This is a genomic window from Agromyces sp. NDB4Y10, from assembly GCF_001620055.1.
GTDB lineage: Bacteria > Actinomycetota > Actinomycetes > Actinomycetales > Microbacteriaceae > Agromyces > Agromyces indicus.
The window spans coordinates 61,799-80,385 of sequence record NZ_LQGY01000035.1 but is presented as its reverse complement, the minus strand read 5'-3'; the positions used below and the strand labels follow the sequence as shown (position 1 = coordinate 80,385).

At 75.3% G+C, this 18,587-nt stretch carries 17 protein-coding genes; 6 read left to right on the top strand and 11 right to left on the bottom strand.

The features are described from left to right. Window positions 1–34 precede the first annotated feature (34 nt). Window positions 35–1,885, bottom strand: a complete 1,851-nt coding sequence (gene ggt, locus AVP42_RS09645; protein WP_067948459.1) for a gamma-glutamyltransferase — start codon at window positions 1,883–1,885, stop codon at window positions 35–37. A gap of 141 nt (window positions 1,886–2,026) precedes the next feature. Here ggt and AVP42_RS09640 point away from each other — a divergent pair, with 141 nt between their 5' ends. Genes AVP42_RS09640 through AVP42_RS09630 form a run of 3 tightly spaced genes read left to right on the top strand, consistent with a single transcriptional unit; the run spans window position 2,027 to window position 5,166 of the window. Next, window positions 2,027–3,250 (top strand): hypothetical protein, encoded by a 1,224-nt coding sequence (locus tag AVP42_RS09640; protein ID WP_067948457.1) that lies wholly within the window; start codon window positions 2,027–2,029, stop codon window positions 3,248–3,250. Between the two features lie 10 nt (window positions 3,251–3,260). Further along, complete coding sequence (locus AVP42_RS09635) at window positions 3,261–4,241, top strand: ABC transporter ATP-binding protein (protein ID WP_067948455.1); 981 nt, start codon at window positions 3,261–3,263, stop codon at window positions 4,239–4,241. Continuing rightward, window positions 4,228–5,166 carry an ABC transporter permease gene (locus AVP42_RS09630; protein WP_067948453.1) on the top strand — a complete coding sequence of 313 codons (939 nt, stop codon included), beginning with the start codon at window positions 4,228–4,230 and terminating at the stop codon, window positions 5,164–5,166. The genes AVP42_RS09635 and AVP42_RS09630 overlap by 14 nt, the downstream gene beginning before the upstream one ends. Window positions 5,167–5,175: 9 nt before the next feature. Here AVP42_RS09630 and AVP42_RS09625 read toward each other — a convergent pair whose 3' ends face one another. From AVP42_RS09625 to AVP42_RS09585, 9 genes are all read right to left on the bottom strand, one after another. Continuing rightward, window positions 5,176–5,733 (bottom strand): cyclopropane-fatty-acyl-phospholipid synthase family protein, encoded by a 558-nt coding sequence (locus tag AVP42_RS09625; protein WP_067948451.1) that lies wholly within the window; start codon window positions 5,731–5,733, stop codon window positions 5,176–5,178. Window positions 5,734–5,739: 6 nt separating this feature from the next. Next, the gene (locus AVP42_RS09620; RefSeq protein ID WP_067948449.1) at window positions 5,740–6,366 is read right to left on the bottom strand and encodes an MSMEG_1061 family FMN-dependent PPOX-type flavoprotein; all 627 of its coding nucleotides are present in this window, start codon (window positions 6,364–6,366) and stop codon (window positions 5,740–5,742) included. A gap of 78 nt (window positions 6,367–6,444) precedes the next feature. Then, window positions 6,445–6,927: a hypothetical protein gene (locus AVP42_RS09615; protein ID WP_067948447.1), complete on the bottom strand. Its 483-nt coding sequence runs from the start codon at window positions 6,925–6,927 to the stop codon at window positions 6,445–6,447. Between the two features lie 38 nt (window positions 6,928–6,965). After that, window positions 6,966–7,856 (bottom strand): ABC transporter ATP-binding protein, encoded by an 891-nt coding sequence (locus AVP42_RS09610; RefSeq protein WP_231878597.1) that lies wholly within the window; start codon window positions 7,854–7,856, stop codon window positions 6,966–6,968. Further along, window positions 7,853–8,938, bottom strand: coding sequence for a putative F420-0 ABC transporter permease subunit (locus tag AVP42_RS09605; protein ID WP_082847140.1), 1,086 nt, complete (start codon window positions 8,936–8,938; stop codon window positions 7,853–7,855). Before AVP42_RS09605 ends, AVP42_RS09610 begins: the two co-directional genes overlap by 4 nt. Continuing rightward, window positions 8,938–9,957 (bottom strand): putative F420-0 ABC transporter substrate-binding protein, encoded by a 1,020-nt coding sequence (locus AVP42_RS09600; protein WP_067948445.1) that lies wholly within the window; start codon window positions 9,955–9,957, stop codon window positions 8,938–8,940. Before AVP42_RS09600 ends, AVP42_RS09605 begins: the two co-directional genes overlap by 1 nt. Window positions 9,958–10,067: 110 nt before the next feature. Then, window positions 10,068–11,105: an NAD-dependent epimerase/dehydratase family protein gene (locus AVP42_RS09595; RefSeq protein ID WP_067948443.1), complete on the bottom strand. Its 1,038-nt coding sequence runs from the start codon at window positions 11,103–11,105 to the stop codon at window positions 10,068–10,070. Window positions 11,106–11,172: 67 nt separating this feature from the next. Next, entirely contained in the window at window positions 11,173–12,237 is a 1,065-nt protein-coding gene (cofD, locus tag AVP42_RS09590) for a 2-phospho-L-lactate transferase (RefSeq protein WP_067948441.1), read from the bottom strand. A gap of 39 nt (window positions 12,238–12,276) precedes the next feature. Continuing rightward, a complete protein-coding gene (locus tag AVP42_RS09585; protein WP_067948439.1) occupies window positions 12,277–13,266 on the bottom strand; it encodes a zinc-binding alcohol dehydrogenase family protein in 990 nt (329 codons plus the stop codon). Window positions 13,267–13,374: 108 nt separating this feature from the next. Here AVP42_RS09585 and AVP42_RS09580 point away from each other — a divergent pair, with 108 nt between their 5' ends. The 3 genes from AVP42_RS09580 to AVP42_RS09570 all read left to right on the top strand — a co-directional run bounded on the left by AVP42_RS09580 (window position 13,375) and on the right by AVP42_RS09570 (window position 17,142). Continuing rightward, window positions 13,375–14,022, top strand: a complete 648-nt coding sequence (locus AVP42_RS09580) for a phosphoribosyltransferase (protein WP_067948437.1) — start codon at window positions 13,375–13,377, stop codon at window positions 14,020–14,022. 9 nt (window positions 14,023–14,031) lie between these two features. Next, window positions 14,032–14,910, top strand: coding sequence for an LLM class flavin-dependent oxidoreductase (locus tag AVP42_RS09575; protein WP_067948435.1), 879 nt, complete (start codon window positions 14,032–14,034; stop codon window positions 14,908–14,910). Between the two features lie 171 nt (window positions 14,911–15,081). After that, window positions 15,082–17,142, top strand: coding sequence for an elongation factor G (locus tag AVP42_RS09570; RefSeq protein WP_067948433.1), 2,061 nt, complete (start codon window positions 15,082–15,084; stop codon window positions 17,140–17,142). Window positions 17,143–17,187: 45 nt separating this feature from the next. On the opposite strand, the gene AVP42_RS09565 is transcribed toward AVP42_RS09570, so the two are convergent. Next, a complete protein-coding gene (locus AVP42_RS09565) occupies window positions 17,188–18,582 on the bottom strand; it encodes an aminotransferase class I/II-fold pyridoxal phosphate-dependent enzyme (protein WP_082847138.1) in 1,395 nt (464 codons plus the stop codon). Window positions 18,583–18,587 lie beyond the last annotated feature (5 nt).

Here is an 18,587-nt window from a genome sequence, read left to right as displayed (position 1 = left end):
CGCCTGACCGCGGCGCCCGCCGGGGCGCGCGCGGTCAGGGCGCCGGCTTCAGCACCAGCCCGGTCCCGCCGCCGCGACGCTCGGGCTCGGCGGCCGCGGTCATGAGCCCGTCGGCGTCGACCTCGATCGCCGCCGCTGCGCCGATCTCGGCGGCCGACGTGCCCGCCGCCCCGACGAGGGTGAGCTGCTGCCCGTAGGGCGCGAGCGCCGCCTGGTACGCCGCGATGAAGTCGGCCTCCGCGAGCGTCGCCGCCGTGTTGCGCTGCGTCGCGCGCGGTGCCGCGACGGCCTCGGGCATCGTCATGCCGAGGTCGATGCGGTTCACGAGGATCTGCGCGACGGTCGTGATGATCGTCGACCCGCCGGGCGTGCCGACGACGTAGCGCACCTCGCCGTCCTCGAGCACGATCGTCGGCGACATCGACGAGCGCGGGCGCTTGCCCGGCTCGACGATGTTCGGGTCGGTCGGGTTCGGCACGAAGCTGAAGTCGGTCAGCTCGTTGTTGAGCAGGAACCCCCGCCCGGGCACGGTCATGCCCGAACCGCCGGTCTGCTCGATCGTGAGCGTGTACGCGACCGCGTTGCCCCAGCGGTCGACGACCGAGAGGTGGGTCGTCGAGACGCCCTGATCGGCGGATGCCGCAGCCGCCGCGGCCTCGCAGCCGGTCGCCCCGAGGTCGCCGGGCGCGACGGGCTTGGCTGCGGCCTGCTCGGGGTCGATCGCGCACGCGCGCGAGTCCGCGAACTCCTGGCTGAGCAGCGTCTCGGTCGGCACGTCGACGAACGCCGGGTCGCCGACGTACGCGTTGCGGTCGGCGAAGGCGTGCGCCGTGGCCTCGAGGAACAGGTGCAGCGCCTGTCCCGTGTCATCCGCCGACAGGTCGAAGTTCTCGAGGATGTTGAGCGTCTCACCCACGGTGGTGCCGCCCGACGACGAGGGCGCCATGCCGTAGACGTCGAGGCCGCGGTAGTCGACGTGCGTCGGCTCCTGGAAGAGCACCTCGTACTCGGCGAGGTCGTCGGCCGTCATGAACCCGGGGTACGCCGGGAGCGTCGCGCCGTCGGTCGTGACGGGCTCCTGCACGACGGCGGCGATCTCGTCGGCGATGGGTCCGTCGTAGAAGACCTCGGTGCCCCGGAGCGAGATCTGCCGCAGCGTCGTCGCGAGGTCGGGGTTGCGGAACGTCGAGCCGACCTTCGGCGCGTCGCCGCCGGGCAGGAACAGCTCGGCCGTGTCGGGGAACTGCGCGAAGCGGGCCGCGTTGTCGAGCGTCTGCCGGCGGAACGTCTCGTCGACCTCGAAGCCGCGCGTGGCCAGCAGGATCGCGGGCTTCAGCACGTCGCGCAGCGACCGGGTGCCGTACTCGTCGAGCGCCGCCTCCCACGTCGCGAGCGTGCCGGGTACGCCGACCGACAGGCCCGACGACACGGCCGAGGCGAAGGGGTAGGGCGACCCGGTCGCCGGGTCGATGAACGCGTCGCTCGCCATCGCCGCGGGCGCCGTCTCCCGTCCGTCGATCGTGGTCACCTCGCCGGTCTCGGCGTCGAAGTGCACGAAGTACCCTCCGCCGCCGATGCCCGCGCTGTACGGCTCGGTCACGCCGAGCGCCGCAGCGGTGGCCACGGCCGCGTCGGCTGCGTTGCCGCCCCTGCGCAGCACCTCGAGCCCGGCTCGGCTGGCCTCGGCGTCGACGGATGACACGGCTCCGCCGGTCCCCGTCGAGGTCGCCGGCGAAGGCGGGGCCGGACGCCCCGCGGCGACGGCCGTGGCCGCGGGCGCCGCGGTGGCCGGCGTGGCGGCGACCGCGCCGACCAGCGAGACGGCCGCCGCGACGGCGAGGGCGGAACCGCGGATCGCGGTCCTGCGGTGGACGAGCTCGACCATGAGACATACCCCCCGAACTGGTGACAACAGTGGTCCGCACCTTAGACCCGTCCGAGGTCGGCGGCAACCGATGGCGGACCGGATCCTGTGGGTTCACCGCGCTCCGGCCGCGGCGGCCCCGGGCGGGCGTAGCCTGATGGCATGAGCCCACGCGCCACCGGGCCGAACCGCGCCCGCGTCCTCGTTCCGGCCATCGGCGTGCCGATCGCGATCGCCGCCGCCGTCCTCGTGCCGATGCAGGCGACCGCCGCCGTCGACCTGCCCGACAAGACCGTCGAGGAACTGCTCGAGTTCGTCGAGGCGAGCGACGTCGAGTCGCTCTCGGGCACGATCGAGCAGCGCTCCGAGCTCGGCCTGCCCGACCTCGGCGCGCTGACCGGCGGGAGCAGCGGGGGCAGCGCGGGCAGCGGCGGCGACGAGACGGATGCCGCGGCATCCGCTGCGCTCGAGGAGCTCATCGCGCTGGCCACCGGCAGCTTCGACGCGAAGGTGTACCTCGACGACGACCGGGCGCGGCTGCAGGTGCTCGACCGGATGGCCGAGCGGAACGTCTACCTCGGGCCGGACGAGGCGTGGTTCGTCGACTCCGAGACGCAGACCGCCACGCGGCTGACCGTGCCCGCCGACGCCGACCTCGAGGGGATCGAGGCGGACCTGCGGGCGAAGGCCGACGAGGCGAAGGCGAAGGCCGAGGCCGAGCTTCCGGAGGGTGCGGAGCTGCCGACCCCGCAGCAGCTGCTCGACCGGGCGCTCGAACGGCTCGACGAGACGACCGAGGTGTCCGTCGGCACCGACGGCCGGGTCGCCGGGCGCGACGCGTACGAGCTCGTGCTCGAGCCGCGCACCGACGAGACGCTCGTCGGCGAGATCCGCGTGGCCATCGACGGCGAGAACGGTGCGGCCCTCGCGGCATCCGTCACCGCCCGCGGGGCGAGCGATCCGGCGTTCTCGACCGGGTTCACCGACGTCTCGTTCGCCGCGCCCGACGCTGCGGTGTTCGCCTTCGAACCCGCCGACGGGTTCACCGTCACCGAGCAGGAACTGCCCATCCCCTCCGCAGAGGAGTGGGCGCAGTGGCAGGCTGACGCCGAGGCGCGCGCCGAGGGCGACGACGGGGTCGCCCCCGACGCGCACGGCGACCGGCCCGTGGTGCACGGCGAGGGCTGGGCGACCGTGGTCGAGATGGACGCCGAGGGCGGGCTCGCCGAGGCATCCGCGGCACTGGAGGCCCTGACCACCCCGGTCGACGGCGGTCGCGCGCTGCAGACCTCGCTGCTGTCGGTGCTCCTCACCGACGACGGCCGCGTGCTCGCCGGGTCGGTGCCCGTCGACGCGCTCGTCGAGTACGCCGCGTCGGGCCGCTGACGGGGCGCCGGTGACCGAGCTCGCGATCGAGACGCACGGGCTCACCAAGCGCTTCCGCGCGCAGACCGCCGTCGACGGCATCGACCTCGCGGTGCCGCGCGGGTCGGTGTTCGGCTTCCTGGGCCCGAACGGATCGGGCAAGACCACGACGATCCGGATGCTGCTCGGCCTCGTCGGTGCGACCGCGGGGCAGGCGCGCGTCCTCGGCGGCGACATGCCGCGCGCGCTGCACGACGTGCTGCCGCGCGTCGGCGCGCTCGTCGAGGGGCCCGCGTTCGCGCCCTTCCTCTCGGGCGCGGCGAACCTCCGCCGCTTCGACGCCGCCGACCGGCACGCCCCGCCCGCGACCCGCGCGGACCGCGTGGCCGCGGCGCTCGACCGCGTCGGCCTCGCGCACGCTGCGCGCAAGAAGGCCGGCGCCTACTCCCTCGGCATGAAACAGCGACTCGGGCTCGCGAACGCGCTGCTCATGCCGCGCGACCTGCTCGTGCTCGACGAACCCACCAACGGCCTCGACCCGCAGGGTACGCGCGAGGTGCGCTCCCTGATCCGCTCGTTCGCGGCCGACGGCACGACGGTGTTCGTCTCGAGCCACCTGCTCGCCGAGGTCGAGCAGCTCTGCACGCACGTCGGCGTCATGAGCGCCGGTCGGCTCGTGGCGCAGGGCACGCTCGAGGAGTTCCGGCGGTCCGGCGAGTCGCGCGTCGAGGTCGTCACGCCCGATCCCGGGCCGGCGCGCGCGACGCTCGAGCGGCTGGGCCTGGCGACGGATGCCACGGGGCCGGCGCACGACTCCGACGCCGCATCCGATGCGCTCGTCACGGCGCGGTTCACCCACGACGACGGGATCGATGGCGCCCCGCCGGCCGACGCGATCGTCGCCGCGCTCGTCGCCGACGGCGTGCGCGTGCGCGGGTTCGCCGTGCGGCGCACGAGCCTCGAGCAGCGCTTCGTCGAACTCACGGGGGAGGGCTTCGATGTCGTCGCCTGAGCCGGATCTCGATACGGGCGCTGCGCGCCCTGCTCCGTCACCGACCGTGGAGCGAGCAGAACGCGAAGCGCCCGTATCGGGACCGCGACCCGCTCCGGGATCGAGACCCGCGCTCGGCCTCGCACTGCTCGGCTCCGAACTGGTGACCCTCTTCCGGCGCTGGCGCACCTGGGCCATGCTCGCCGCGCTCGCGCTCATCCCGATCCTCATCGGCATCGCCATCCGACTCGCCGGGCCCGCCGGCCCCGGGCGCGGACCGGCGTTCCTCGACCAGATCGCCGGGAACGGCCTGTTCGTCGGCGTGACCGCGCTCGTCGTCGCGACGCCGCTGTTCCTGCCGCTCACCGTCTCCGTCGTCGCGGGCGACACCATCGCCGGTGAGGCGAGCCTCGGCACCCTCCGCTACCTCGTGATCGCCCCGGCCGGCCGCATCCGCCTGCTCGTCGTCAAGTACCTCGTCGCCGCGGCCTTCTGCGTCGCCGCGGCGCTGACCGTGGTGGTGGTCGGCACGCTCGTCGGCTGGGCGCTGTTCCCGATCGGGCCGGTCACGCTGCTCTCCGGCGGGCAGATCTCGGTCGGCGAGGGGCTGCTGCGCTTCCTCGCGATCGGCGCGTTCGTCGCCGTGTCGATGCTGGGCCTCTCGGCGATCGGCCTGTTCGCCTCGACGCTGACCGTCGTGCCCGTCGGTGCGATGGCGGCGACGGCGATCCTCGCGGTGACCGCGCAGATCGTCGGCGCCATCCCGCAGCTCGAGTGGCTGCACCCGTTCCTGTTCACCGACCGCTGGTTCGACTTCGCCGACCTGCTGCGCTCGCCGCCGTCGTGGGAGTCGTTCGCCGACAACGCCCTCCTGCAGGGCGCCTACGCGGTGGTGTTCGGCGGCCTCGCCGCGTGGCGGTTCGCGACGCGCGACATCCTCTCGTAGCCGGCACGATCACCCGGCGACGGGGGCTGCGGTGCGCTCGGCGAGGATCCCCGAACCGTGCTCGGCCGCGAGGCGGTCGGTCACCGAGAACCACGGCGTCGCCCGGATCGCCGCCTCCACGCCGTCGAGGTGCCCCGCATCGGCGAGCGGCACCGGACCGATGCCGTAGGCGATGAGCAGGCGACCGCCCGGCCGGACGGCGGCGGCCAGCGCCCGCAGCTCGGCGACCGCGGCCGAGGTCCAGAACACGTTGACGTTGACGCCGAACGCGGCGTCGAACGGGCCGAGCGATGCGTCCAGCGTGGCCAAGGGGGTCAGTACCACCTCGACGGACGCCGCGGCGTCGGCGACGCGCTCGCGGATGCGCGCCACGGCGGTCGCCGACCGGTCGATCGCCACGACGGGTGGCCGCCCCGTGGCATCCGTCGCCGCCAGGCGCTCGAGCAGCAGCCCGACCGACGCGCCCGTGCCCGAACCGATGTCGAGCACGCGTTCGCCGGGCTGCGGCGCGAGCACGTCGACGGCCCAGCGCACGCGCTCGGGGACGGATGCCGCGTCGGTGCCCACGCGCGCCTACCCGTAGATCCGCTCGGCGTACGACGGGCCGTAGTACTCGTCGAGCTCCTCGAGCGGGGCCGCGGGCTGCTCGATCGCCTTCGCGATGAGCGCACGGCGTCGCACGGCCTCCGGATGCCACGTCTCGGGCTCCCACGTGCGCGAGCGCAGGAACGCCTTCGAGCAGTGGAAGAACACCTCCTCGACGTCGACGACGAGCGCCAGCTCCGGCCGGTGGCGCCGCACGACCAGGTCGTCGAGGAAGGGCGCATCGCGCACGATCGTCGCGCGCCCGTTGATGCGCAGCGTGTCGCCGCGGCCCGGCACGACGAACAGCAGCCCCACGTGCGGATTGCGCAGGATGTTGCGGAACCCGTCGACGCGCCGATTGCCGGGCCGCTCGGGCAGCACGATCGTGGTGTCGTCGAGCACGAGCGCGAATCCGGCCGGGTCGCCCTTCGGCGACACGTCGAGGCGGCCGGCATCGTCGCTCGTCGCGACGAACGCGAGCGGTGCCGCGGCGAGGAACTCCCGGTCCACCTCGTGCAGGCGATCGCGCGTCTTCTCCGCGACGCGCGGCAGCGGCGTGCCGACGATCGCCTCCAGCTCGTCGACGGTGGTCACCGGGATACCGCGCTCGCTCATGGCCCCATCCTGCACCCGGGCTCGGCTCGAGCACAGACCGGCGGTGAGCGGATACCGCGACGCGAGCGGATGCCGCGGCTAGGACGCCGCGGGGCGGCGCTCGCCGAAGCTCGGCGGCAGCTTGCAGAGGTCGTAGAAGTACCGCTTCGGGGAATCCTCGTCGGTCACGTCGACGTCGACGTTCACGCCCGAGTGCGGCAGGTCGTCGCCCGCCAGCGTCCACACCGTGAAGTGCCAGACGCCGCGGACGGCGTCGTTCAGCAGCCGTCGTCCGTCGACGACCAGCACGGCGTCCTCGTCCGCGCCGGGCAGCGTGCCCGCGCGGAACGGCTCGATCGTGTCGCGGCGCAGCGTCGCCTCGTCGACGTCGCCGAGCGAGACCCGCACCGCGTGCTGGCCGCGCTCGCCGAGGATCGTCGCGAGGTCGTCCGCGAACCTCGCGGCGGGCGCGTCGGACGCGCCCTCGACCGCGACCAGGCGCCGCCCGCGCCGCGAATTGTGCAGGAACTCCTCCGCCACCGATTCGACGAGGACCCGCCGGTTGTCGCTCAGCCCGCTCATGGCCTCAGGCTACGCCCGACGAGCCGCGCGTCACCGCCCTACGGCGCGAACCCCTCCGGCCCGCCCGGGCCCGCGATCACGGATGTCGCCGCCGCGTCGGCCCCGTCCGTCGACGCCGCGGCGGCATGCCCGTCCGCCCGCTCGGCGAAGGCGATGAGCGGCCGACCGGTCGACGGATGCCGGAGCACGTGCGCCTCCACGCCCCACACCGTGCGGATCAGCTCGGGCGTGAGTACCGCCGCGGGCGGCCCGGCGGCGACCACGGCGCCGTTCGCGAGCACCACGACGTGGTCGGCGTACGACGCCGCGAGCGACAGGTCGTGCAGCGCGGCGAGCACGCTGAGCCCGTCGTCGGCGAGGCGACGCAGCAGGCCGAGGGTTGCGAGCTGGGCGCGGATGTCGAGGTGGTTCGTCGGTTCGTCGAGCAGCAGGAGCTCGGGCTCCTGCGCGAGCGCCCGGGCGAGGTTCACGCGCTGGCGCTCGCCGCCCGAGAGCTCGTCGTAGCGGCGCTCGGCGAACTCGGCGGCGCCCGCGGCGAGCATCGAGCGCGCGACGATCTCGCGGTCGCGCGACGTGTCACCGCCCCACGCCGACTGGTGCGGGATCCGTCCGAGCCCGACGACGTGGTCCGCCCGGAGGCCGGTCGGCGCCTGGACGTCCTGCTCGACGAGCGCGATCCGGCGGGCGCGCTCACGGCGGCGCAGCGAGACGAGGTCGTCGCCGTCGAGGGTGAGCGCCGCGACATCCGCTGCCTCGACGCCCGCGACCAGGTGGAGCAGCGTCGACTTGCCGGCGCCGTTCGGGCCGAGGAGCGCCCCGACCGCGCCGCGGGGGACGGTGATGTCCACGCCGTCGACGACGAGCCGCGAGCCGCGTGCGAACGAGACCCGGGACGCCTCGAGGCCCGCTCCGGGCCGCAGCGCGCTCACGGGGTCCTCCGGGCGCGCAGCATGAGCGCCGCGAAGACGGGCCCGCCGACGAGGGCCGTGAGGATGCCGACCGGCAGTTCGCGCGGGTCGAAGAGCGTGCGGGCGCCCGTGTCGACCCAGATCAGGAACACCGCGCCGGCCAGCGCCGACAGCGGCAGCAGCGCGCGGTGACGCGAGCCGACCACGAGTCGCACCGCGTGCGGGAGGATCAGCCCGACGAACCCGATCGCGCCGCTCACCGCGACGAGCGCACCCGTGAGCAGGGCCGTCGCGACGAGCAGCAGCGCCCGCGTGCGGGGCACGTGCACGCCCAGGGCGGATGCCGCGGTGTCGCCGAACGCGAAGGCGTCGAGCGTGCGTCCCGTCGTCAGCAGCGGCACGCCCACGAGGAGCAGCGCGCCTCCGGCCAAGACGACGGCGGCCCAGTCGGCGCCGGACAGCGACCCGAGCAGCCAGTTGAGGATCTCACGGTAGCTGTCGTTCGTGGCGCTCCAGAAGATGACGAGGCTCGTGATCGCGCCGAACACCGCCGAGACCGCGAGCCCGGCGAGCACGGTGGTCGTCGGGCTGAGCCCTCCCGCGGCCCGGGCGAGACCGAGCGTCGCCGCGAGGGCCGCGAGCGCCCCGGCGAACGCCGCGACCGGCAGCGCCACGGCCAGGCCGAGCACGAGCACCACCACCGCGCCGACCGACGCGCCCGACGAGAGTCCGAGCAGGTACGGGTCGGCGAGCGGGTTGCGGGTCAGCGCCTGCATGACGACGCCGCAGATCGCGAGGCCCGCGCCGACCGCGGCGGCGGTGAGCACGCGCGGCATCCGGAGCTCCCAGACGATGCCGTCGCGCAGCGGCGACAGCGTCGCCTCGCCGAGTCCGAGGTGCGCGGCGATCGAGGCGAGCACGTCGGCCGGTGCGAGCCCGGCGGGGCCGATGGTCACGGCGAGCACGACGGATGCCGCGAGCAGCCCGATGAGCGCGAGGCCCGCGCCGATCGCACGCGCGGGCCCGCCGCGCCGCGCGGCGCGCGCGGGTCGACGGGACGCCGCGCCCGCGGCATCCGTCGACCTGCTCGCCTGCACCGTCATCAGAGCGCCCCGAGCTGCTCCACGATCGCGGCGACGGCGTCGACGTTCCGCACGCCGGCCTCGGTGGCGGGGAAGTCGACGATCACGTAGCGGCCCTGCTGCACGGCCGGCATCGCGGCGGTCGCCGGGTTGCCCTCGAGCTTGGCGATCTTCGACTCGGCGGTGTTCCAGGCCGCGTCGACGAGCACGATCACGTCGGGGTCCGCGTCGACGACGGCCTCCCACGACAGCGAGGTCCACGAGTCGCGCACGTCGGCGACCACGTTCTCGAGCCCGGCGGCCTCCATGATCATCTGCGGCGCACCGGTGCCCGCGCCCACGAACGGCTGGTCGTCGCCCGACGAGTACCAGAGCGCGGTGAGCCCGGCGTCGCTCGGTTCGATGGCGTCGAGTGCGGCGCGCTGCTCCGCGACGAGGTCGGCCGCGGCATCCGTCACGCCGAAGATCTCGCCGGCCTGCTCGAACCCGGCGAAGACGCCGTCGAAGGTGAGCGGATCGGGCCGGTAGCCCTCGCCCTGGCACGCGGCGGGCGCGACGTAGGTGCGCACGCCGAGCTGCTCGAGCGTGGCCCGGTCGCCCGCGCCCTCGGCGGTGAGGTTCGACTCCCATCCGGCGAACACGAGGTCGGGCTCGGCGGCGAGCGTCGCCTCCTGCGACGGCACCCGGTCGGAGAGCGTCTCGATGCCCTCCGCGGCGTCGGCGTACTCCTCCGGCACGGGTCCGTCGGTGAACGCGGCGCCGACGATGCGGTCCTCCAGGCCGAGCGCGAGCAGCAGCTCGAGCGTCGACGACTTGATGGTCACGACGCGCTCGGGGGCCTGCTCGAACGTCACCTCGGTGCCGCAGTTGTCGATGGTGAGCGGGTACCCGGACGCGGCGGCATCCGTGGTGCCCTGCGAGTCGGTGCCGGCGTCGGCGCTGGCGGCGCACCCGGCGAGCAGGGCGACGGATGCCGCGGCGGCGACGATCGCGCCGGAACGACGGACGGCGCGGCGGGCGGGGCGGGGCGATGCGGGCATGGAACCTCCGGGATGGCGTGCGTGTTCGGGATCCCGACAGACGTCGGCGAATCGCGGCCCAATCCCGGGCCGACCCCACCGGTCAAGCCCGACCGGCGGTCCGGACCAGTCTATGCCGATGGCGGCGACGACGGGGAGAGTGGCGGCGAGGCCAGCACGTGGGCGCCCTCGCCGATCCCGTCGAGCACCTCCCGCAGCGCCTCGGTCGATCGGTGCCTGGGCTGCCAGCCGAGCTCGGTCCGCGCCCGCTCGGTCGACATGACCGGCACGGTGGCCGCGAGGTCCAGCCAGCCGGGGTCGGTCGCGTGGATGCCGAGGGCCCAGCTCGCCCACACCGCGCTCCGGGCGACCTCGAACGGCACCGGCACGACGGCACGGGCGCCCAGCACGCGGCGGAGCGCCTCGGGGTCGAGCACGGGCTCGGCGGCGATGTTGAACGCCCCGCCGGCGCGCTGCTCGACGATGCGCCTGATCGCGTCGCCGAGGTCGTCGGCGTGCACCGCCTGGCCGACGGCGCGACGGGGGACCGGCAGGACGGGCAGGCGGATGCGGCCGAGCCACCGACTCGGGCGGTGCCGGCCGATGAAGAGGCGCGCGAGCTCGGCCGCGGCATCCCGCTGGAACACGAACCCGGGTCGCACGCGGGTGAGGCGCACCTGCGGGTGGTTCCGCTCGAGGGCGTCGAGCATCCGCTCGGTCGCCGCCTTGTGCCGGCTGTAGTGCGACGTGTGCACGCCGCCGGTCGGCCAGCGCTCGTCGACCCGGGTCGCCTTCGGGCCGGGACTGTACGAGGCGACCGAGGTCACGACGACGAGGTGCGGCACGCCCGCGTCGACCGCCGCGGCGATCGCGTGCCGATGCCCGTCGACGTTGGTCGCCCGCATGACGCGCTCGCGCCGGTTCGGCTGGAGCAGCCAGGCGAGGTGCACGACCGCGTCGGCGCCGGCGAAGAGCCGGGCGAGCCGCCCGCGCGAACGCGGGTCCGAGACATCCGCCTCATGCCACTGCACGCCCGTGTACGGCGCCGTGCCGGCGTTCGGTCGCCGGCGCGCGATGCCGACGAGCTCGTGCTCCTGCTCCGACTCCTGCAGCCGCCGCAGCAGGCCCGTTCCCACGTTGCCGGTCGCCCCGACGATGACGATGCGCATGCGTCCGCCTCCGATCTCCGGGCGACGCTACGGGTCGCGGCGCTCGCCCGCGCGGGGTTGACGCGGATCAGCGGCCGGTGCGCACGCGTTCGGCGAGGTCGAGCGCGTCGCCGGCGAGCGCGGCCGACGTGTCGAGGTCGCGCATCCAGAGGGGCACGGATGCCGCGGCGATGCCCTCGCCCTCGAGCGCGGGCACCGCGGCCGCATCGGTCTCGTCGACGAGCCACCCGTCGAGCAGGCCCGTCGCCGCAGGGTCGACGTCGGCGGCGCGACGTGCGCCGTAGTGCCGGGCGACGGCCGCGGCATCCGTCTCGACCCCGATGGCCGACAGGCACGCGTCGGCCATGCCGCGCACCACGCGCCCGCCGATGATGGGGGAGACGCCGACGACGGGCGCCGCGGTCGCGGCGACCGCCTCGCGGATGCCCGGGACGGCGAGGATCGTGCCGATCGACACCACCGGGTTCGACGGGGCGAGCAGGACGACGTCGGCGTCGGCGATGGCCGCCTCGACGCCCGGTGCGGGTCGTGCGGCGGCGATGCCGTGCTGCGTGAAGCCGAGGGCGGGGATCGCGGCGCGGTGCCGGGTCCACCACTCCTGGAAGTGGAGTTCGTCGCGCCCGTCGGCGTCGGGCGACGCGGGGTCGATGCGCACGTGCGTGTCGACCTCGGCGTCGGTCGCCGGCAGGAGCCGGACGCCGAGCGCCCACCGCCGCTGCAGCCGGTCGGCCACCTCGGAGGGCGTGAGCCCGTCGCGCAGCCACGACGTGCGCGCCAGGTGCGTGCCGAGGTCCAGGTCGCCGAGCGTGAACCACGGCCAGCCGACGCCCCACTCGCGCAGCTCGGCCGCGACGCGCTCGGTCTCGCCCGCGCGACCCCAGCCGCGCTCGACGTCGTTCACGCCCGCGAGGGCGTACAGGAGGGAGTCGAAGTCGGGCATGAGCCGCACGCCCGCGAGCCAGAGGTCGTCGCCGGTGTTCACGACGACGGTGAGCTCGGCGGCGGTCGCCGGCGTGCCGTCGGCGGCGGGCGTCGCGCCCGGTCCGGCCGGCCACCGTCGCGCGCACTCCTCGCGCAGGCCGCGCACGAACCGGGCACCTCCGACCCCGCCCGCGAGCACCGTGATCCGCATCGCTCCACGCTATCGCCCGCGCCCAGGCCGTCTCCCTGATCAGGCGTCGCGCACGAGCACGAGCGAACCCGACGCCCGCCCCGAGCGCAGGTCGTCGACCGCCTCGGGCGCCCGGTCGAACGCGTACGGCGTCGCCGTCGCCCGCAGCCCGAGCGTGCGAGCGACCCGCAGGAACTCGTCGCCGTCGGCCCGGGTGTTCGCGGTGACGCTGCGCAGGTCGCGCTCGAGGAACAGGTGCTCGGCGTAGGTCATCGCCGGGACGTCGCTCAGGTGGATGCCGGCGACCACGACCGTGCCGCCGCGCGTCGTCGCACGCAGCGCGACCGGCACGAGGTCGCCCGCGGGCGCGAACACGATCGCCGCGTCGAGCGGCTCGGGCGGGTCCGCGCGCTCGTCGCCCACGAAGGCCGCGCCGAGATCGCGCGCGAGCTCGCGGTTCGCCGCGCCGCGGGTCATCGCCGCGACCGTCGCCCCCGCCGCCATCGCGAGCCGGGCGGTCAGGTGGGCGCTCGAGCCGAAGCCGTAGATGCCGAGCAGCCCGCCCGGCGGGAGGTTCGCGCGCCGCAGCGCCCGGTAGCCGATGATGCCCGCGCAGAGCAGCGGGGCGATCGCCACCGGGTCGGCGTCGGCCGGCAGCGGGTAGGCGAACGCTTCGGAGACCGTGGCGTACTCGGCGTATCCGCCGTCGGCGTCCCAGCCGGTGAACGTCGCCGCCGGGCACAGGTTCTCGCGGCCCGAGCGGCACCACCGGCACGAGCCGCACGTCGAGCGGAGCCAGGCGATGCCGACGAGGTCGCCCTGCCGCACCCGCTGCACGCGCGGACCGACGCCGACGACGCGCCCCACCACCTGGTGGCCGGGGACCACGGGGGAGCGGTGGGCCGCCAGCTCGCCGTCGATCACGTGCAGGTCGGTGCGGCACACCCCGCACGCGACCACCTCGACGACGAGCTCGTCGCCCGCCGGTTCGGGATCCGGCAGCGGCGATGCGGTCAGCGTGCCGTCGCCCGCCGTGATCCAGCCGTCCACCGCGATCCTCCCGCCGTGCCGTCGTCCTCCCAGTCTGTCGAGCCCGCCCCCGGGGCCGAGGGACCTCCGACCCCTGCCCGCGACATCCGTCGACGCCACCATGGAAGGGTGTTCCGCGATCGGGCCGATGCGGGGGCCCAGTTGCTCGCTCGACTGGACCGGTTCCGCGGCGAGGACGCCGTGGTACTGGGACTCCCGCGCGGCGGCGTGCCGGTCGCGGCCGAGGTCGCCCGCGGCCTGGGCCTGCCGCTCGACGTGATCGTGGTGCGCAAGCTCGGCCTGCCGCACGAGCCGGAGGTCGCCATGGGCGCGATCGGCGAGGGCGGAGCACGCCTCGTCGACGCCGAACTGCTCGGACAGGCCGGCGTGTCGATCGCCCAGCTGTCGGCGGTGGAGCGGCGCGAGCGCGACACGCTCGAACGACGCGTCCGCCTGCTCCGGCGCGGCGCCGACCCGATCCCGCTCGAGGGTCGCACGGCGATCGTGGTCGACGACGGCCTCGCCACCGGGTCCACCGCCGAGGTGGCGTGCCGCGTGGCGCGAACCCTGGGCGCCCGGCGCGTGGTGCTCGCCGTGCCGGTGGGGCCGACGGATGCCGCGGCGCGGGTGCCGTCGGCCGACGAGGTCGTGTGCGTCGAGACCCCCGCGTCGTTCCACGCGGTCGGGCAGCGCTACGAGGACTTCTCGCCGACGAGCGACGAGGAGGTCGCGGCGCTGCTCGAAGCCGCCCGGCGCAGGACGGGGCGAACGGCGTAGCGTTGCGGCATGCCCGACTACGGCCAGCCCATCGAGTTCGGCACCTTCATCACGCCCTCGGCGCTCGACCCGCAGCGCACCGTCGCGCTCGCCGTCGCCGCCGAGGAGGCCGGGTACGAGTTCGCCACGTTCCAGGACCACCCGTACCAGCCGAGGTTCCTCGACACCTGGACCCTGATGGGTTGGGTCGGCGCGCGCACGAACCGGATCCGCATCTCGGCGAACGTGCACAACCTGCTGTTGCGTCCGCCGGCCGTGCTCGCGCGCGCCGCGGCATCCCTCGACCTGCTCACCGGTGGCCGCGTGGTGCTCGCGCTCGGCGCGGGCGGGTTCGCGCAGGCCGCCGAGGCGATGGGTGCGCCGGCCCGCACGCCGGCGGAGTCGGGCGACGCGCTCGCCGAGGCGATCGCGGTCATCCGCGAACTGCACGACACGGATGCCGCGGGCGGAGTGTTCCTCGACCACCGCTTCCATCCCATCCGCGGGGCCAAGCGCGGGCCGGCGCCCGTGCAGCGGCCGATGCCGATCTGGCTGGGGGTGCTGAAGCCCAAGGGCCTCCGGCTCGTGGGACGCGCGGCCGACGGGTGGCTGCCCTCGCTCGGGCGTCTCGAGGACGGCACCGCGTCGCTCGACGCCGGGCACGCCATCATCGACCGGGCGGCCACGGCCGCGGGGCGGGACCCCCGCGGCATCCGTCGACTGCTGAACATCGGGCCGCGCGAGGCGCGACCCGACGTCATCGCCGACCTCGCCACCCGCCACGGCGTCTCGACGTTCATCGTGACCGGCGACGACGAGGCGTTCGTCGCCGACGTCGCCGCCCGGGTCGTGCCCGAGGCCCGGGCGCTCGTCGCCGACCGCCGCGCCGCCGCACCGGTGGTCGAGTAGCCGCCGAAGGCCGCGTATCGAGACCGGGACCGCTGACCGCCGCGCCGCCGCACCGGTGGTCGAGTAGCCGCCGAAGGCCGCGACTCGAGACCCGGGACCTCCGACCTCTGGCGTTCGCGGCGCGACCGCGCGACGATGGACCCACGGATCCGCAGCGGCGCGGGAGGCCCCATGAACGACGCATCGACTCCGACCCACCGGACCATCGCCCTCGTGGGCGCGGCCGGATCGGGCAAGACCACCCTCGCCGAGGCGCTGCTGCATCGCGCCGGCGCCATCCCGAGGGCGGGCAGCGTCGAGAACGGCACGACCGTCTGCGACCACGAGCCCGAGGAGATCGCCCGCCACACGAGCCTCGGGCTCTCGCTCGCCTGCTTCGACTGGACCGGCCCCGACGGCACGGCGTACGCGGTGACGCTCGCCGACACCCCCGGGCATCCCGACTTCGTGGGCGGCGTCGACGCGGCGCTCTCGATCGCCGATGTCGCGGTCGTCGTCGTGAGCGCGGTCGACGGCGTCACCGGCGGCACGCGGTCCGTGTGGGCCGCTGCCGAGGCCGCGGGCGTGCCGCGCGTGGTGGTCGTGACGCAGGAGGACAAGGCTCGCGCCGACTTCCGCCGCGTGCTCGCCGAACTGCGCGACGCGTTCGGCGACCACCTGTGGGCACTCGAGCTGCCGCTGGGCGAGGAGGCCGGGTTCCGCGCGATCGCCGACGTGCTCAGCGAACAGGCGCACGTGTACGACGACACGGGCCACCACCACGACGAGCCGCTGCCGCCCGAGGCGGCGGACGAGGAGCACCGGATGCACGTCGAGGTGACCGAGGACATCGTGTCGCACGACGACGCCCAGCTCGAGGCGTACCTCGACGGGCAGGAACCCTCGGTCGCCGAGCTCGAGCGCACCTTCGCCCGCGAGGTCGCGGCCGGCGAGGCCGTGCCCGTGCTCGTGTGCTCGGGCGTCACCGAAGCGGGGGTGGACCGCGTCGCGGATCTCGTCTGCGAACTCACGCCCGCCGCCACCGATCGCGACGGGCGCATCCGTGTCGGGGAGGGGACGGGCGGCGCCGAGGTGAAGGTGGCGCCGAACCCGGCGGGCGAGACCGTCGTCCACGTGTTCCGCACGGTCGCCGACCCGTTCGTCGGCCAGGTGTCGATGCTCAAGGTGCTCTCGGGCACGCTCCGCACGGGCGACAAGCTGCGCAACGCCACGACCGGCGCCGACGAGCGCATCCACGGGCTGTTCCGGCTGCGCGGCAACGAGCACCTCACGGCGGGCACGCTCGCCGCGGGCGAGGTCGGTGCGGTCGCGAAGCTCACCGGGTCGCCGTCGGGTTCGCTGCTGTGGTCGCGGCCCACCGGCTCGGCGCGCCCGGCGACGCTGCCCGAGCGGCCGCCGGTGTACGCGGTGAGCCTCGACCCGGCCTCCCAGTCCGACGACGAGAAGATGTCGGGCGCGCTCTCACGGCTCGTCGCGGAGGATCCGACCCTCGTGGTCGACCGTGCCGGCGACCAGACCGTGCTGCGCGGCCTCGGCGACACCCACCTCGCCGTCGCCGTGGAGCGGCTCGCCCGCGTCTTCGGGGTGCACGTGAACACCGGTCCCGCGCCCGTCGCGTACCGGGAGACGATCGCGGGCTCGGCGCAGGTCGAGGGCAAGCTCAAGAAGCAGTCGGGCGGGCACGGGCAGTTCGCCGTCGTGCAACTGCGCGTCTCGCCCCTGCCGCCCGGAAGCGGGTTCGAGTTCGTCGACTCGGTCACGGGCGGCGCGGTGCCGCGCCAGTACATCGGCGCCGTCGAGAAGGGCGCCCGCGACGCGCTCGCCGCGGGCGGACCGCAGGGGCACCCGGTGGTCGACGTGCGCGTCGAGCTGTACGACGGCAAGTCGCACTCGGTCGACTCGTCCGAGATGGCGTTCCGCACCGCGGCATCCATCGGGGTGAAGGCGGCGCTCGCCGAGGCGGGCACCGTGCTGCTCGAGCCCGTGTCGGCGGTGACGGTGACCGTGCCGAACGACCTGCAGGGCGCGGTGCTCACCGACCTGTCGGGCCGTCGCGGACGCGTGCACGCGACCGAGGCGGCCGACGGCGGACGGGCCCGCGTCGTCGCGCACGTGCCCGAGGCCGAGCTCGCGCGCTACGTGCTCGACCTGCGCTCGATCACCGCCGGCCAGGCCGAGCTCACGATGTCCCCCGACCACTACGCCAAGGCCCCGAACCACTCCCGCGCCTGACCCGCGCCGCGCGGCTCACCTGCCTCGCCCGGGACGGGGCGACGATCAGTAACCGCCGGCCGCGAGGTGGCGGGCCGCGCTCGCGAGCGCGTCGGCGACGGATGCCGCATCCTCGCGCACCACGCCCACGGTGACCCGCACGAACTCGCCCTCGGGCCCGCGGCGCGCCCCCGCGACCACGGCCCCGCCCGCCGACGCGGCGAGGAACGGCGTCCCGCCCGCGACCCGGATGCCGGCCGCCGCGAGCTGCACGAGCGTCGACCGCTCCGACAGCACGGGCATCCACAGGTTGATCCCGTCGGCGTGCGCGACCGGCACCCCGCGCGAGCGCAGCGCGTCGCCGAGCGCGCGCTGGCGGGTGTAGTACGCGCGCCGGGCCTCGGCGACGGCGTCGATCGCGGCGCCATCCGTGAGCAAGTCGAGCAGGATCGACTGCAGCAGCCGCGAGGTCCAGCCCGGGCCGAGCATGCGCCGGGCCATGATGCGGCCGACGAGGTCGCGCGGACCGCCGACCGCGGCGATGCGCAGGTCGGGGCCGTGCGACTTGGCGAAGCTGCGCACGTGCACGACGCGGTCGGGCAGGTGCGTGCCGAGGGTCACGTCGCCCTCGGTCGAGATGAGTCCCGAGTGGTCGTCCTCGATGACGACGAGGTCGTCCACGCCCTCGGCCGAGCGGATGACGCGCGCGAGCGCCTCCACGCGCTCGGGCGTCATCGACGCGCCCGTGGGGTTCTGCGCGCGCGGCTGCAGGAGCACCGCGCTCGGTCGGCGCCGCAGCGCCGCCGCGAGTCCGTCGGGCGACATCCCGTGCTCGTCGATCGCGACGGGGACGGCCTCGGCGCCGAGCAGGTCGAGCAGGTCGAGGAACGGCGGGAACCCGGGGTGCTCGACGACGACGCGGTCGCCGAAGCGCACCACCTGGTCGAGGGTGCGCGAGATCGCGTCGAGCGCGCCGTCGACGACCACGAGGGCCTCGGCGTCGCTCGGCCACGACCGGCGCAGCACCGCGGCGAGCGCGGGGAGCACGGGCTCGTCCTGGTAGCTGCCGACGTCGGCGCGGGCCGAGATGCGCGAGATCGCCGCGCCGAGCGGCGGCAGCAGGAGCGGGTCGGGCGTGCCGCGCGACAGGTCCAGCCGCACCGGGTCGTCGGGTGCGGCCATGCCGCGCATGCGCGTGGCGGGTCCCTCGGCGGCGCCGCGACGCACGAAGCTGCCCGCACGACCCCGTGACTCGATCAGACCGGCGCGCGCGAGGGCCTGCCAGGCCTGGCTCACCGTGGCCGGGCTCACCCCCAGTTCGGAGGCCAGCTCGCGGACGGTGGGCAGGCGGGCGCCGCCGGCGAGTTCGCCGCTGTTGACCAGTCGTGCCAGGTCTCCCGCGATGCCGCGCGGGGTCGTGTCGTCGAAGGGCGCGAGCGAGCGCAGCTCGGTGACATCCATGCGAA